The sequence below is a fragment of the Ruegeria sp. ANG10 genome, assembly GCF_040705255.1.
GTDB lineage: Bacteria > Pseudomonadota > Alphaproteobacteria > Rhodobacterales > Rhodobacteraceae > Ruegeria.
The window spans coordinates 89,794-105,266 of sequence record NZ_JBFCVU010000013.1; the positions used below are offsets into that span (position 1 = coordinate 89,794).

Genomic DNA, 15,473 nt, shown 5'->3' on the forward strand with positions numbered 1-15,473 from the left:
CGTTTAAGGACTATATAGGGCCATAATGGACAAGTACCCGGACCAAAAGCGCGCAGTGCAATATCTGTACCCGCCGATCGACCCGTTCGATCAGCGCATGGTGGATATGGGCGAAGGGCATCGCATTTATATGGAACAATGCGGCAATCCAAAGGGGATGCCGGTTGTGGTGCTGCATGGCGGGCCGGGCGGCGGCTGCAGCCCGGCGATGCGGCGGTATTTCGACCCAGATGTGTACCGGGTGATTCTGTTCGATCAGCGTGGCTGTGGCCGGTCGCGGCCCCATGCGTCGGTGACCGACAACACGACGTGGCATCTGGTGGCCGATATCGAACGGTTGCGCACCCTGCTGGATATCGATGATTGGGCTGTGTTTGGCGGCAGCTGGGGCGCGACCCTGGCGCTGATCTATGCGCAGGCGCATCCGGATCGTGTGAACCGGCTGGTGCTGCGCGGCGTGTTTCTGGCCACGCAGGCCGAGCTTGATTGGTTCTATGGCGGTGGCGCGGGTAAGTTCTGGCCCGAGCAATGGGCGAAATTCACCGCTCTGCTGTCCGAGGCCGAGCTGACCGACACGATCGCTGCTTATAACAAACGACTGTTTTCCGGGGATCGCGCCACGGAAATCCTGTATGGGCGGGCCTGGTCGGCGTGGGAGAATGCGCTGGCGTCAATTCATGCCCAAGGCGGGACAGGGGAAAGTCCCGGCGAATACGCGCGGGCCTTTGCGCGGCTTGAGAATCACTATTTCATCAATAACGCCTTCCTTGAGAAGGACGGTCAGATTCTGGATCAGATGGACAAGATCGCCCATATCCCCGGCCATATCGTGCAGGGGCGCTATGACATGATTTGCCCACCACAGGCCGCGTGGAATCTGGCCGAACGCTGGCCCAATGCCGAACTGAAGATGGTCCGCAACGCAGGCCACGCCCTTTCTGAGCCCGGTATCAGTGCCGAGCTGGTCCGGATCATGGATCGCGTGGCCGAGGGGGTGGTATGACCCGGATTGACCGTCGTGCTCTGTTTGCCTCAGGTGCTGCCGCAGCTTTGCTGGCGGCCACGGGGGCGTCGCTGGCGGATACGCCCAAGGCCGGTGGGGCGTTACGGCTGGCTGTGCCGCGCGACGACAGCTTGGAACAGGTGGCGCGTGGGGCGGTGTTTGACACTCTGACCGAGATTGCCCCCGATGGCACCTTGCGCGGAGAGCTTGCGACGGGTTGGCACACGGACGCGGATGCGCGGGTTTGGCAGTTCGATCTGCGCGAGGGTGTTACCTTTCACGATGGCGTGCCGCTGGACGTTGCGGATGTGATGGCGGTTCTGGGCGATGTTGGGCGGGTCGAAGCGGTATCGCCCAACCAGGTGCAGCTTGAACTGTTTGAGGCAAATCCGGGTCTGCCGTTCCTGCTGGCCGACAGCCGCTTTGTCATTACACGCGACGGACAAGGCGTGACGCCTTTGCACGCGGCCAATGGCACCGGATGCTACCGCGTGGACCGGGCCGAGGATGATCGTCATTTCCTGGGCCGCAAGGTGGACGGGCACTACAAAGAAGGTAACGCCGGATGGGCCGAGACGTTCGAAATCATTGTCATCCCCGACGCCCGTGTCCGGGCCGAGGCCTTGCGTGATGGCTTTGTCGATGTGGCGGCGCTGCCCACGCGCAGTGAGTTAAAAGGCCAGCGCGGGCTGCGTTTTCACCCAAGCGAATCGGATATGGCACTGGCCGTGGCCCCGCACGTTGGCATGCCGCGCCAGATCGGAACAGGCCGCGCACTGGACGATGGCCGCATCGCTGAACGGTGGTGGATGGCGTAAATCCGATCACGTCTTGCACCGGGGGTTGCAGATTCGGGAAACCCTGCGTATATGCAGTTGCAACAGCGGCGCGTTGGACTTCTGGTCCGGGGCTCCACCGGAAAATTTCGACGGGCCGCGCGCCCGTTTTTTTGTGCCCGTATGACAGGGTAGAGCACCTGATGACAAACGACCTGATAGCCAAAGCGGCGATTGACCGGAGACTGGCCGAGATCATCACCCCCGTGATCGAAGATCTGGGGTATGAACTGGTCCGCATCCGCCTGATGAGCGGCAAGACCACCACGATGCAGATCATGGCCGACAAGCCCGATGGCGGTATCGAAGTGGATGACTGCGCCGAAATTTCGAACGCGATTAGCGCTACGTTGGATGTCGAGGACCCGATCCTAGACGCCTATACGCTGGAAGTGTCCAGCCCCGGTATCGACCGCCCGCTGACCCGTCTCAAGGATTTTGAGATGTTCGAAGGGTATGAGGCCAAGATCGAAACCGCCGAGCTGATCGACGGCCGTCGCCGGTTCAAGGGCGAATTGGCCGGGATCGAAGGGGATGAGGTTCTGATCAACATCCCCGAGGGGGATGAGACGATCACCATTGGTCTACAATTCGACTGGCTGAGCGATGCCAAGCTGGTCCTGACCGATGATCTGATCAAGGAAATGTTGCGCCAGCGCAAGGACGCCGGTGCCCTGAACGAAAACGCTTTCGACGAGATTGAGACCGAAGGGTCCGAAGAGGAGACGAACTGATGGCAATCACCTCAGCCAACCAGCTGGAGCTGCTGCAGACCGCCGAGGCCGTGGCCCGCGAAAAGATGATCGACCCCGGTCTGGTTGTCGAAGCGATGGAAGAATCGCTCGCCCGTGCCGCCAAGAGCCGTTACGGCGCCGAGATGGACATCCGCGTGTCAATCGACCGCAAGACCGGCAAGGCGACCTTCACTCGCGTCCGCACCGTGGTTGAGGATGAAGAGCTTGAGAATTATCAGGCCGAGATGACTGTCGAACAGGCGAAACAGTACATGGAAGCGCCCGAGGTGGGTGACGTCTTCGTCGAAGAAGTACCGCCAGTTGAAATGGGACGGATTGCTGCTCAGTCCGCCAAGCAGGTCATTCTGCAGAAGGTTCGCGAAGCTGAGCGTGACCGTCAGTACGAAGAATTCAAGGATCGCGCAGGAACCATCATCAACGGTGCCGTCAAGCGCGAGGAGTTTGGCAATGTCATCGTCGATCTGGGCGGTGCCGAGGCCGTTCTGCGCCGCAACGACAAGATCGGCCGCGAAAGCTATCGCCCGAATGACCGCGTGCGTGCCTATATCAAGGAAGTCCGCCGCGAGGTTCGTGGCCACCAGATCTTCCTGTCGCGCACCGCGCCGGAATTCATGGCCGAGCTGTTCAAGATGGAAGTGCCAGAAATCTATGACGGCATCATCGAGGTCAAGGCCGTGGCCCGTGACCCCGGTTCGCGCGCCAAGATCGCCGTGATCTCGTATGACGGTTCGATTGATCCCGTTGGTGCCTGCGTTGGTATGCGCGGTAGCCGCGTGCAGGCCGTTGTGAACGAACTGCAGGGTGAGAAAATCGACATCATCCCGTGGAACGAAGATCAGCCGACCTTCCTGGTGAATGCGCTGCAGCCCGCCGAGGTTTCCAAGGTGGTTCTGGACGAAGAAGCCGGCAAGATCGAAGTTGTGGTTCCCGAGGAACAACTGAGCCTCGCAATCGGTCGCCGCGGTCAGAACGTGCGTCTGGCCAGCCAGCTGACAAATCTGGACATCGACATCATGACCGAAGCCGAAGAATCGGCCCGCCGTCAGAAGGAGTTCGAAGCCCGCACCCAGCTGTTCATGGAAAGCTTGGATCTGGACGAATTCTTCGCTCAGTTGCTGGTGTCTGAAGGCTTTACCAACCTCGAAGAGGTTGCGTATGTGGAAATCGATGAACTGCTGGTCATTGACGGCGTTGACGAAGGCACCGCGCAGGAACTGCAGACCCGTGCCCGTGAATATCTGGAAGCACAGGCCAAAGCTGCACTGGATGCAGCGCGTGCTCTGGGTGCCGAGGACAGCCTTATTGAATTCGAAGGCTTGACACCCCAGATGGTGGAAGCGCTGGCAAAGGACGACGTGAAAACGCTCGAAGACTTCGCCACCTGCGCCGACTGGGAGCTGGCCGGCGGTTGGACCACGGTTGATGGTGAGCGAATCAAGGATGACGGTGTGCTTGAGCCTTTCGGCTTGTCGCTGGAAGAAGCACAGGATCTGGTCATGACCGCGCGCATCATGCTGGGCTGGGTTGATCCCGCCGAGCTGGAACAAGCCGAAGAAGATGGCGAAGCAGTAGACGAGGAGGCCGAGGCCTGATCTCAGGCCTCGGGGTACGCGCATGGGTCGCGGTGGCGTCCATAAGGATCGGTCCGAAGGACCTGAACGCAAGTGCATCGCCACGGGCGACATTCAACCTAAATACGGGTTGATACGCTTTGTGACGGGGCCGGACGGGCAGGTCTATCCGGATGTCGCGGCGAAATTGCCGGGACGCGGAGTCTATGTGGCGGCGGATCGCGCTGCGCTGGACAAGGCTGTGGGCAAGAAGCTGTTCGCCCGTGGGTTCAAGGCGCAAGTCAGCGTGCCACAGAATCTGACCGATGAGGTCGAAAAACAGGTTTCGCGCCGGGTGATCGAGCTGTTGAGCCTGGCGCGCAAGTCCGGTGACGCGGTCGCCGGGTACGAAAAGGTCAAGACATGGCTGGACCGGGAAGAGGCACAAGTGCTGATTCAGGCCAGCGATGGATCGGGGCGCGGCAAGTCGAAACTCAGCACGCCGCACTTCGGAAAATACATCGGTTGGCTGACCGCAGACGAGTTAGGACAGGCATTTGGGCGCCAAACCGTGATTCATGCGGCGCTGGCCTCTGGCGGACTCGCCAAACGTGTTGTAGAGGAAGCGCAGCGCCTGCGTGGCTTGCGCGAAACGGATGACGGCGGCAGGGGCCGCGCGGAAGGGTAAAAAGCTTTATGAGCGAGAATGACGGCAAAAAGACATTGGGTCTTCGTGGCGGGGCACGCCCCGGAAATGTGAAACAGAGTTTCAGCCACGGACGCACCAAGAATGTCGTGGTGGAAACCAAACGCAAGCGCGTGGTGGTTCCCAAGCCGGGCGCCGGCAAACCGGGTGGCGGAGCAACGCCGTCGGGTGATCCGTCGCGTCGCCCTGCAGGTATCTCTGACGCGGAAATGGCGCGCCGGATGAAGGCACTGCAGGCTGCCAAGGCCCGCGAAGTCGAAGAGGCCGCAGCGCGTGAAGCCGCCGAAAAGGCGCGCGAGGAAGAGCGCGCCCGTCGTCGTGCCGAGCAAGAAGCAAAAGAGCGCGAACAGCGCGAAGCCGAAGAGCGCGCGCGCGCCAAGGCTGAAGAGGAAGAGCGCAAGCGCAAAGAGGCTGAAATTGCTGCACAACGTGCCGCAACCCCTGCGCCTGCCGAACCCAAGGCCGCCGCACCGCGCAGCCCGGTCAATAAACCGGCACCTGCCGCGACGCCTCGTAAGAACGAGCGTGAGCGGGAGCAGCGTGGAAACCGCGGCAAGGGCCGTGATGACAATCGTCGTTCCGGCAAGCTGACACTGGGTCAGGCCACCGGTGGCGAAGGTAGCCGTCAGCGCTCGATGGCGTCGATGAAGCGCAAGCAGGAGCGTGCGCGTCAGAAAGCCATGGGCGGCCCGGTCGAGCGGGAAAAGGTAATCCGCGACGTGCAACTGCCCGAGGCGATCACAGTGTCCGAGCTGGCCAACCGTATGGCCGAGCGTGTGGCTGATGTGGTCAAATCGCTGATGAACATGGGCATGATGGTCACGCAGAACCAGACCATCGACGCCGATACCGCAGAACTGATCATCGAAGAGTTTGGCCACAAGGTCACGCGTGTTTCCGATTCGGATGTCGAAGACGTCATCAAAGAGGTCGAAGACAGCGAAGAAGATCTGCAGCCGCGTCCGCCGGTCATCACCATCATGGGTCACGTCGACCACGGTAAGACCTCGTTGCTGGATGCGATTCGTGATGCGCGCGTTGTTGCCGGTGAGGCCGGTGGCATCACCCAGCATATCGGTGCCTATCAGGTGAAAACCGATGGCGGCACGACGCTGACGTTCCTGGATACGCCGGGCCACGCGGCCTTTACCTCGATGCGTTCACGCGGGGCTCAGGTCACGGATATCGTAGTGCTGGTTGTGGCCGCCGACGACGCGGTGATGCCGCAGACGATCGAGGCGATCAACCACGCCAAAGCGGCCGAAGTGCCGATGATCGTGGCGATCAACAAGGTCGACAAGCCGGATGCAAACCCGGACAAGGTGCGCACCGATCTGCTGCAACACGAAGTCATCGTTGAGAAAATGTCGGGTGAGGTTCAGGACGTCGAAGTGTCAGCCATCACTGGTCAGGGTCTGGATGAATTGCTGGAAGCCATCGCGCTGCAGGCCGAGATTCTGGAGCTGAAAGCCAACCCCGATCGCGCCGCCCAAGGTGCCGTGATCGAGGCGCAGCTGGATGTGGGCCGCGGTCCCGTAGCCACCGTTCTGGTTCAGAACGGCACGCTACGTCAGGGCGATATCTTCGTTGTGGGTGAGCAATACGGTAAAGTCCGCGCGCTGATCAACGACAAGGGCGACCGCGTCAAAGAAGCTGGCCCCTCGGTCCCGGTCGAGGTTCTGGGTCTCAACGGCACGCCCGAGGCCGGTGACGTTCTGAACGTGACCGAGACCGAAGCGCAAGCCCGTGAGATTGCCGCCTATCGCGAACAGGCCGCCAAGGACAAACGCGCCGCCGCTGGTGCCGCGACCACCCTTGAGCAGCTGATGCAGAAGGCCAAGGAAGACGAAAACGTCACCGAGCTGCCGATTCTGATGAAAGCGGACGTACAAGGTTCGGCCGAGGCCATCGTTCAGGCGATGGAAAAGATCGGCAACGACGAAGTGCGCGTACGAGTGCTGCACTCGGGCGTTGGTGCGATCACCGAAACGGATGTCGGTCTGGCCGAAGCGTCAGGTGCGCCGATCTTTGGGTTTAACGTGCGTGCCAATGCTTCGGCACGAAACACGGCGAACCAGAAGGGCGTGGAAATCCGCTATTACTCGGTGATCTACGATCTGGTCGACGACGTGAAAGCCGCCGCTTCGGGCCTGCTGAGCGCCGAGATCCGCGAAAAGTTCATCGGTTACGCCGAGATCCGCGAAGTCTTCAAGGTCACCGGTGTTGGCAAAGTTGCCGGCTGTCTGGTCACCGAAGGCGTGGCGCGCCGTTCCGCGGGCGTCCGCCTGCTGCGCGACAACGTGGTGATCCACGAAGGCACGCTGAAGACGCTGAAACGCTTCAAGGACGAAGTGACCGAGGTTCAGTCGGGTCAGGAATGCGGTATGGCGTTCGAAAACTACGACGATATCCGGGCCGGCGATGTGATCGAAATCTTCGAGCGCGAAGAGGTTACGCGTACGCTGGATTGATCTTGCTATGCGCTGAAACAGTTAGCGGCGACCCCAAGGGTCGCCGTTTTTCTATGTTTTGCCTAAGGCTTTCCGAATCCAGTCAGAAACACGCATCATTTAATCCTGCTCTATCCTCAAGAGTACAATGATTGCACGTCCGCTTTGCGGACTTTCCTACCCTTCGTGATGGCCGATTAAACGTCTGCTTTGTAGTGCTTTAGAAACATCGCTACACAATCGTCCAATACGTCTTTCGGCGTGGGGTTCTCACCAAGGAAGAACTCTGGCCAGAAGAAGAAGTTTTTTACAAGCGCCAGAAGTTGATTGGTCGCAAAAACCGGATCAGCCTTTCGGATCACACCTGCGTCCATGGCTTCGCTGATCAGCCTCTTTATTGGGTAATCATGTGTTGCTGTTTCAGTGAAGAATTGCCGGGATCGGTCAAGGTCACGGATCAATTCTGAGATGACCATCCGGTTTAATCCGATGGCGGTCTCATCGGTGATCACCCCAATGTAGCGCCACAAGGCGTTCTTCAGTTGCTCAACGAAGTCTCGATCCGGATCATAGGGCACTGGCTCCATGCTCCGGTTCTGCTCCAGCATAATCTGTGAGATCGCCTCAAAGAGAGCCTCCTTGCTCTCGAAGTGATTGTAGAGCGTGCGACTCGATACGTTCGCTTTTTTCGCGATTGAAGTGGTCTTTGCCCCCAGAAACCCCTGCTCTTTAAACTCATCGATGGCCGCATCGATGATATCTTTTCTTTTCTTTTCAGTACGTTTCACGATTTCTGCCTCAAGAAGTAAAAAGATGTGTTTACAAGCGCCATTTCCTCACCATAAGTAAACACAACGATTTACTTTAGCAAGGCGCAAAGCTGCCTGACCCCGAAAGGACCAAGACTATGACAACCCAAAATTTCGACGCGGGCAAAAACGAAGTCACCTTCAAATCCTTTGGTGTGGATTTGGCAGGTGACCTTTACCTTCCCGAAAATTTTGACAAAACCAAGACTTACAAGGCCATCGTTGGTGCCAGCCCATTCCCACAGGTCAAAGATCAGATCCCGGCGACCTACGGCCCAGAAATGGCTGCACTGGGCTTCATCTACCTCGGTTTCGATTACCTCGGCATGGGCTCGTCCCCCGCGCTGCCCGGAGAGTACAAGCAATCCCGCTACATGTTCCGGCTCATCGAAAACACTTGGGACGCCGTGTCTTACCTCGGCACTCTGCCGTTCGTTGACGAGATTTACGGTCTGGGCGTTTGCCAAGGCGGCTCGATCATCGCGCCCGCTGCCGTGACCGATCATCGGATCAAGAAAATCGCCATGGTGTCCGGCATGATGGCAGCCGATGGCTTCCAATGGACCGACCGAGACGTGGTCAACCAGCAAATCGCAGCCTCGAACGCTTCGAAGCAGAAGATTTATGAAACAGGCGAACCGGATTACGTCGCTCCCTTTGGCCTTAGCGATGACCAATCCCGAGAAGATTTTGTCGGATCGGGCGTCAATCCGATGGCAGGTGAATCCTACGATTACTACGGCCGCGATGGGGTCAAAGGGCCGGTTGCGGTTCCGACCTATACCAACATGCATATTGGCGATCAGGGCATGCAGTCGCTGATTTCTATTGGGGAAGCCTATGCCGACAAGATCGTGCAGCCGTCCCTGACCATCTATAGCAGCTCAGCATTCACGGCCCCCTGCTCAACGCAGTTTGTCGAGAAGTTGACCAATGAGCATGAGGAATTGGCGTTTGATGAGTTCTCCCATGTGGACTTCTACTACAAGCCCGAGGCCGTGAAGGCATCAACCGATGCTGTTGCTAAGTTCTTCAATAGATGAAGTGATGAGGCAGAGGTCATACAATGGTCTCTGCCTCCTTGCCGACAAGCGGAAGTTAGCCCGGGGTTCAGCAATGGCCGCTACGGGACTCGAACAAGACGTTCATGGCGTCGCAGCAAATGGCCCTTGCCTATTTCGACCCTGCTAAAAACGTCCCCGGATGCATGATAATATCGAAATGCTGCATCCCCTTTTTCAGGTCGAAACTGACCGAATGTCCGGCTTTGCGCAGCAATTCAGCATAATCTCGGCTCTGGCGAACAAATTCGGGCGTGTCTCGTTCGGCCACGGTCACGTGGTAGCGCGGGCCGGGGGCGGGCAGGTGCAGGATGGGGGACAAATCATGTATCTCGACCGGAGTCAGTTGCAGCGGATCGTTTACGGACGTCAGGCTGATCGGCTCCAGATCATAGACCCCGCTGATCAGGATCACCTCGCGCACCCGTAACCCTGCGCGGGCCAGCGCATCGGCCGAATTTGCCATGACCATAGCCGCCAATTGCGCCCCGGCGCTGTGCCCCGACAGGGTGATCCGTGACGGATCGAAACCCAGATCAGGCGCATTTGCGGCCAGCCACAGCAGGGCGTCGCGGCATTCATCGATCATGTCACCAATCCGCGCCTCGGGGGCCAACGTGTAGTTCAGGGTCGCAAAGGACTGTTCGGCCTCAACCAGTGCCGGGGCCATCATCGCCGACTCGTTCTGACTCAGCGCCTGCCAGTAACCGCCGTGAATAAAGACGTGCAGCGGCGCGCCTGCGCCCTTCGCGGGAAAGAAATCCAGAACCTGAGCCCTACCGTCACCGTAAGAGACATTCCCGATGACCTCCATCTGGGCCCGGTGCTGCGCGCTGAGCGCGGCGTAGCTGTCCAGATAGGGCGTCAGGTCGCCGCCGATCATCGACCGGGGCGAATATTCCTGTTCTAGCTCTTCCTGCGAAAACCCGCGGTACAGCATCACCTACTCCTGCTCGGAATACATCAGTTCAGTGCGCATATCATAGAGATCATGGAAGAACCGCAAATCCAAGGCTTTCCGCAGGAAGGATACACCGCTGGACCCGCCGGTGCCCGGCTGGTTGCCAATCACCCGTTCTACCGCGGTGACGTGATCGAAGCGCCAGCGTTGAAACAGGGATTCCACGTCCATCAGTTTTTCAGCCAGTGCGTAGAGGTCCCAGTATTTGCCTGTGTCGCGATACACCTGAACCCAGATTTTCACCACGCGCGGATCACCGGAGTATGGCTGCGCATAGTCGCGATCCAGCAGGTCTTGCGGCACGTCAAACCCCTGTCGGGCCAGCATGAACAGAACCTCGTCATACAAAGACGGCTTGGTCAGCGCGGCGTTCAGCAGTTCCATGACCTGCGCGTCATGTTCGTGGACTTTCAGGGTCGAGGCGTCCTTGTTGCCCAAAATGAATTCGATCTGGCGGTAGCCATAGCTTTGGAAGCCGGACGAACTGCCCAATGCCTCGCGAAAGGTCATGTAATCTGCTGGGGTCATGGTCAGCAACGTCTCCCAGGCTGAAATCAGTTGCCGCTGGATCGCCTTGACCCGGTCGAGATTTTTCATCGCCGGGCCAAATTCATCCCGTTGCAGGAAGTGGCGCACCTCGACCAGTTGATGATGCATCAGTTTCAGCCACAGCTCGCTGACCTGATGAATGATGATGAACAGCATCTCATCTGGTTGCGCAGGGTCCTGAAAGGTTTTTTGCAGGTTCAGCAGGGCCTTCAGCTGCAGAAAATCGCCGTAACTCTTGCGATGGGTCTGCGCGAAATCGGTGACCAGAGTGTCTTCGATTCCGCGTTCCAGATACCGATCATCCTTATCGCCCATATGCTCCTCCAAACGTCCGGGTTTACCCCTGTTTAGGGGCTGAACCCGCGCAGTGCCAGAGCGTCAGGTCCAGTCCAGCACCACTTTGCCTGACCGGCCCGATTTCATCGCGGCAAATCCTTCGGCAAAATCGTCGACTTTCATCTCGTGCGTGATGACGCGGCTGACATCCAGACCGTTCTGCAGCATGGCGATCATCTTGTACCAGGTCTCGAACATCTCGCGCCCGTAGACGCCTTTGATGGTGATGGCCTTAAACACAATGCGGGACCAGTCGACCGGGGATTTGCCGGGCGGAATACCCAGCAGAGCGATCTTGCCGCCCATCACAAGCGCTTCGACCATCTGATCTAGTGCGATTTGTGAGCCGGACATTTCCAGTCCTACATCGAACCCTTCTTTCATGCCCAGTTCTGCGATGACGTCCTGCAGGTCTTCTTTGGACACATCCACGGTGCGCACGGTCGGTACCACATGTTCGGCCAGTTTCAGACGGTCGGGGTTGATATCGGTGATCACCACATGGCGCGCGCCGGCATGGCGGGCGACAGCGGCAGCCATGATGCCGATGGGGCCTGCGCCGGTGATCAGAACATCCTCACCCAGCAGATCAAAGCTGAGCGCCGTGTGAACCGCATTGCCCAATGGATCGAGGATGGCGCCGATCTCATCCGGCACGTCCTCGGGCAGGGGCACCACGTTGAAGGCGGGCAGCTTAAGATATTGGGCAAAGGCCCCCTGTTCGTTTACGCCAATCCCCCGCGTGCCAGGATCGAGGTGGAACTTTCCCGCTCTGCTCTGACGGCTGTCGTTAGTGATCAGATGCCCCTCGCCCGAGCAGCGTTGCCCGATCTCAAGACCCGTCACATTGCGCCCGATCTCGACGATTTCGCCCGCAAACTCGTGGCCGGTGATCATAGGTATCGGCACCGTGGCGGCGGCCCAGTCATCCCAGTTCCAGATATGGATATCAGTGCCGCAGATGCCGGTCTTGTTGACGCGGATCAGCACCTCTTCGGGGCTGATCTCGGGCACCGGGGCCTGCACCATCCACAGACCTTCCTCGGGCTTGGATTTCTCCAAAGCTTTCATCGTGTTGGGTCGCATCAGATCACTCCCAATTCTTTGCCAACCTTGCCAAAGGCGGCCAATGCACGGTCCAGTTCGTCTTTCGTCAAGGCTGCATTCATCTGCGTCCTGATCCGCGCTTGTCCGCGCGGGACGACGGGGAAGAAGAAGCCCGAGACATAGACGCCCTCGTCAAACAGTCGCGACGCCATGTCCTGCGCTAAGGTGGCCTCGCCCAGCATCACCGGAATGATGGGATGTTCGCCGGGCAACAGGTCAAAGCCCAACTTCTCAAGCCCTGCGCGCCAGTATTTTGCATTGCCGAACAGCTGAGCCCGCAGCATTTCGCCTTCTTCGACGAGCCGGATGGCTTCCAATCCGGCGGCGACAATCGAGGGCGGCAGCGAGTTCGAGAACAAATAGGGCCGCGCCCGCTGCCGCAGCAGATCGATCACTGGTTGCGGCCCAGCGATATAACCGCCGATTGCCCCCCCAAGTGCCTTGCCCAAGGTTCCCGTCAGAATGTCGACATCGACACCAAAATGATCTGGCGTGCCAGCGCCGTTCGGTCCCATAAAGCCGGTGGCGTGGCAGTCATCGACCATGACGATGGCATCATATTTATCGGCCAGCTCGCGAATTTTCGGCAGGTTGGCAAGATAGCCGTCCATCGAGAACACACCGTCGGTCGCGATCATGATGTGCCGCGCTCCGTCCTCGCGCGCCTGTTTCAACCAGGCCTCAAGGTCGTTCATGTCATTGTTCAGATAGCGGTAGCGCTTCGCCTTGCACAGCCGCACCCCGTCGATGATCGAGGCATGGTTCAAACTGTCCGAGATGATGGCGTCTTCAGGCCCTAACAGGGGCTCAAAGAGCCCACCATTGGCATCGAAACAGGCCGCAAACAGGATCGCGTCGTCCTTGTTCAGGAATTGTGCCAGCTTCTGCTCTAGCTCACGGTGAATGTCCTGCGTGCCGCAGATAAACCGGACCGAGGCCATGCCGAACCCTTTGGGCCGCATCGCGCCCTTGGCGGCGTCGATCAGCGCAGGGTGATCGGCCAGACCCAGATAATTGTTGGCGCACAGGTTGATCACCTGCTTGTCGCCCACAGTGATTTCACCGCCCTGAGGCGAGGTGATCATTCGTTCGCGTTTATACAGACCCTCAGATTCAATCTGCGCAAGGGTGTCCGAGATATGGGACAGGAATGCATCGGCCATGGCGGTCTCCGGTTTATATGAGTCGCGTATCTAACATAACGGATATGGTTCCCAAATAGGGGATTTCAATATTACAGAAAAAAATCCACAATAGCGGAATCTGCGGTAAATCTCGAATCAAGTTCACTGATCCGGTGGCAGGGTCCGAAACTCAGCTGTTCAAACGCTATTTTGGGTAACTCCAATTTGTGTAAATGCCATAAAATAGCACAACACACAGGTATCCCCCAAACTTCGCCCCGGTCGGGGTCAGGCGTTTTTCACAATCAGGAACACCCGCGCGGCACCATTGGGTGATGCGATCGAGTGCAAGACGTCTGCCGCGTACCGCGCTGTATCGCCTTGGTTCAGGTCCATTGTGGCCGATCCCGATGTGACGCGAACCGATCCTTCCAAAACCGTCAATTGCTCTTGCGCGCCGCGCGTGTGGGGCTGGCTGTTCAACGCGCCGTCCTTGTCGAACTGAATATCGTAGACCTCGTGCCCGCCCGCTTCTTCGGGGGGTGACAGGATACGAATCCGGCAGTTCTGACCCATATTGTCGATGCTCGGCACTTCGGACTTTCGCAGCACCTCAATCTGGTTTGCTGCGCCGCTCTCTTCGAGCAGACCGGCGAAATCCACCTGCAAGGCCCGAGTCAGGTTCCACAGGGTCGAGATGGTGGGGCTGCTTTCCCCCCGTTCGATCTGACTGACCATTGAACGCGACACGCCGCTGAGGTTGGCCACGGCTTCAAGCGACAGACCCTTGGCTCGGCGCGCCTCTTTCAGGCGGGCGGGCAGGCGTGTCAGGATATCGTCTGTATTCTCCGTCATGACGGAATTTCATGCGCTTTGTATATGTGGTTGTCAATTCCATCTGTGACGGGACGTCTCATAGGACAGGGCGACGTGGTGTATGCATACTGCGCGCAAATGCACGAGGAGTGATCCATGACTGATATCGTAATTTTGGACGGTGCCCGCACCGCTATCGGAACCTTTGGTGGCGCGCTGGCTTCGACCGCTCCGATCGATCTGGCTACGGTTGTCACCGAAGCCGCGCTGGAACGCTCGGGTGTTGAAGGTGGTCAGATCGGGCATGTGGTGTTTGGCCACGTGATCAATACCGAGCCGCGGGATATGTACCTGTCGCGCGTTGCCGCGATGCAGGCTGGAATTCCGAATGGAACACCTGCGATGAACGTGAACCGGCTGTGTGGGTCAGGCGCGCAGGCAATTGTCTCAGCTGTGCAGTCGCTGATGTTGGGGGATGCCGAATTTGCCGTGGCAGGCGGGGCCGAGAGCATGTCGCGCAGTCCCTATATCGTGCCGCAGGCGCGCTGGGGCGCGAAGATGGGCGATGTCACCTCGTTGGATATGATGCTGGGGGCGCTGAATTGCCCGTTTGGCACCGGACATATGGGTGTGACAGCTGAGAACGTGGCAGACGAACACCAGATCACCCGCGAGCAGATGGACCAGTTCGCCGTAACCAGCCAGACCCGCGCCGCAGCGGCGATTGAGGCGGGGTATTTCGACAGCCAGATCGCGCCGGTGCAGGTCAAGGTCAAACGGGACATGGTTGATTTCAAGGTCGACGAACATCCCAAGGCCACCACTGCCGAGGCGCTGGCCGGGCTGCGGCCGGTGTTCCAGAAGGATGGGCGCGTTACAGCGGGTAATGCTTCGGGCATCAATGACGGGGCGGCGGCGATGGTTTTGGCAACAGCGGATGCAGCCGAGAAAGCCGGGTTGAAGCCCAAGGCGCGCGTGCTGGGATATGCCCATGCGGGCGTTCGCCCCGAGGTTATGGGAATTGGGCCGGTTCCGGCGGTGCGGAACCTGATGGAAAAAACCGGCCTGTCGGTGGATGATTTCGATGTGATCGAAAGCAACGAGGCCTTCGCGGCGCAGGCCTTGGCGGTAAATCAGGAACTGGGATTGGACGCGTCGAAAGTTAACCCGAATGGTGGCGCGATTGCCTTGGGTCACCCGGTTGGGGCGACCGGCGCAATCATCACCATGAAAGCGCTGTATGAGCTGGAGCGCATTGGAGGGACCAAGGGGCTGGTGACCATGTGTATCGGTGGTGGGCAGGGTATTGCGCTGGCTATCCAGCGGCTTTGATTTCGAACCGTGCAGGGGGGGCTGTCTGCCCCCCATCGCGCATAGGCGCGATTCCCCCCGAAGGTATTATTGGCCAGA

General features: G+C 58.8%; 14 protein-coding genes. 8 read left to right on the forward strand and 6 right to left on the reverse strand.

Annotation, left to right across the window (positions count from 1 at the left end; all coding sequences use genetic code 11):
* The first annotated feature begins 25 nt into the window (after nucleotides 1-25).
* From pip to infB, 6 genes are all read left to right on the forward strand, one after another.
* Nucleotides 26-1,003 carry a prolyl aminopeptidase gene (gene pip, locus AB1A64_RS20680; RefSeq protein WP_366553789.1) on the forward strand — a complete coding sequence of 326 codons (978 nt, stop codon included), beginning with the start codon at nucleotides 26-28 and terminating at the stop codon, nucleotides 1,001-1,003.
* Nucleotides 1,000-1,821, forward strand: a complete 822-nt coding sequence (locus AB1A64_RS20685) for an ABC transporter substrate-binding protein (RefSeq protein WP_366553791.1) — start codon at nucleotides 1,000-1,002, stop codon at nucleotides 1,819-1,821. Before pip ends, AB1A64_RS20685 begins: the two co-directional genes overlap by 4 nt.
* Nucleotides 1,822-1,982: 161 nt before the next feature.
* A complete protein-coding gene (rimP, locus tag AB1A64_RS20690; RefSeq protein WP_366553793.1) occupies nucleotides 1,983-2,573 on the forward strand; it encodes a ribosome maturation factor RimP in 591 nt (196 codons plus the stop codon).
* A complete protein-coding gene (nusA, locus tag AB1A64_RS20695) occupies nucleotides 2,573-4,186 on the forward strand; it encodes a transcription termination factor NusA (protein WP_366553795.1) in 1,614 nt (537 codons plus the stop codon). The genes rimP and nusA overlap by 1 nt, the downstream gene beginning before the upstream one ends.
* A gap of 22 nt (nucleotides 4,187-4,208) precedes the next feature.
* Nucleotides 4,209-4,832 (forward strand): RNA-binding protein, encoded by a 624-nt coding sequence (locus tag AB1A64_RS20700; RefSeq protein ID WP_366553797.1) that lies wholly within the window; start codon nucleotides 4,209-4,211, stop codon nucleotides 4,830-4,832.
* Nucleotides 4,833-4,840: 8 nt separating this feature from the next.
* Entirely contained in the window at nucleotides 4,841-7,321 is a 2,481-nt protein-coding gene (gene infB / locus AB1A64_RS20705; RefSeq protein WP_366553799.1) for a translation initiation factor IF-2, read from the forward strand.
* A 176-nt stretch (nucleotides 7,322-7,497) separates the two neighbouring features.
* Here the strand turns inward: infB and AB1A64_RS20710 are convergent, their stop codons facing one another.
* Complete coding sequence (locus tag AB1A64_RS20710; RefSeq protein ID WP_366553801.1) at nucleotides 7,498-8,088, reverse strand: TetR/AcrR family transcriptional regulator; 591 nt, start codon at nucleotides 8,086-8,088, stop codon at nucleotides 7,498-7,500.
* A gap of 119 nt (nucleotides 8,089-8,207) precedes the next feature.
* On the opposite strand from AB1A64_RS20710, the gene AB1A64_RS20715 reads away from it, so the two are divergent.
* Nucleotides 8,208-9,152, forward strand: a complete 945-nt coding sequence (locus AB1A64_RS20715) for a hypothetical protein (RefSeq protein ID WP_366553803.1) — start codon at nucleotides 8,208-8,210, stop codon at nucleotides 9,150-9,152.
* A gap of 130 nt (nucleotides 9,153-9,282) precedes the next feature.
* Here the strand turns inward: AB1A64_RS20715 and AB1A64_RS20720 are convergent, their stop codons facing one another.
* The 5 genes from AB1A64_RS20720 to AB1A64_RS20740 all read right to left on the reverse strand — a co-directional run bounded on the left by AB1A64_RS20720 (nucleotide 9,283) and on the right by AB1A64_RS20740 (nucleotide 14,102).
* Nucleotides 9,283-10,110: an alpha/beta hydrolase gene (locus AB1A64_RS20720; protein WP_366553805.1), complete on the reverse strand. Its 828-nt coding sequence runs from the start codon at nucleotides 10,108-10,110 to the stop codon at nucleotides 9,283-9,285.
* A 3-nt stretch (nucleotides 10,111-10,113) separates the two neighbouring features.
* Complete coding sequence (locus AB1A64_RS20725; RefSeq protein WP_366553807.1) at nucleotides 10,114-10,995, reverse strand: tryptophan 2,3-dioxygenase family protein; 882 nt, start codon at nucleotides 10,993-10,995, stop codon at nucleotides 10,114-10,116.
* Nucleotides 10,996-11,058: 63 nt separating this feature from the next.
* Nucleotides 11,059-12,087, reverse strand: coding sequence for an L-threonine 3-dehydrogenase (gene tdh, locus AB1A64_RS20730; RefSeq protein WP_170399571.1), 1,029 nt, complete (start codon nucleotides 12,085-12,087; stop codon nucleotides 11,059-11,061).
* A 14-nt stretch (nucleotides 12,088-12,101) separates the two neighbouring features.
* Complete coding sequence (locus tag AB1A64_RS20735; protein ID WP_366553809.1) at nucleotides 12,102-13,286, reverse strand: glycine C-acetyltransferase; 1,185 nt, start codon at nucleotides 13,284-13,286, stop codon at nucleotides 12,102-12,104.
* Between the two features lie 249 nt (nucleotides 13,287-13,535).
* A complete protein-coding gene (locus AB1A64_RS20740) occupies nucleotides 13,536-14,102 on the reverse strand; it encodes an XRE family transcriptional regulator (protein WP_366553811.1) in 567 nt (188 codons plus the stop codon).
* A 117-nt stretch (nucleotides 14,103-14,219) separates the two neighbouring features.
* Here AB1A64_RS20740 and AB1A64_RS20745 point away from each other — a divergent pair, with 117 nt between their 5' ends.
* Nucleotides 14,220-15,395: an acetyl-CoA C-acyltransferase family protein gene (locus AB1A64_RS20745; RefSeq protein ID WP_366553813.1), complete on the forward strand. Its 1,176-nt coding sequence runs from the start codon at nucleotides 14,220-14,222 to the stop codon at nucleotides 15,393-15,395.
* The last annotated feature ends 78 nt before the right edge of the window (nucleotides 15,396-15,473 follow it).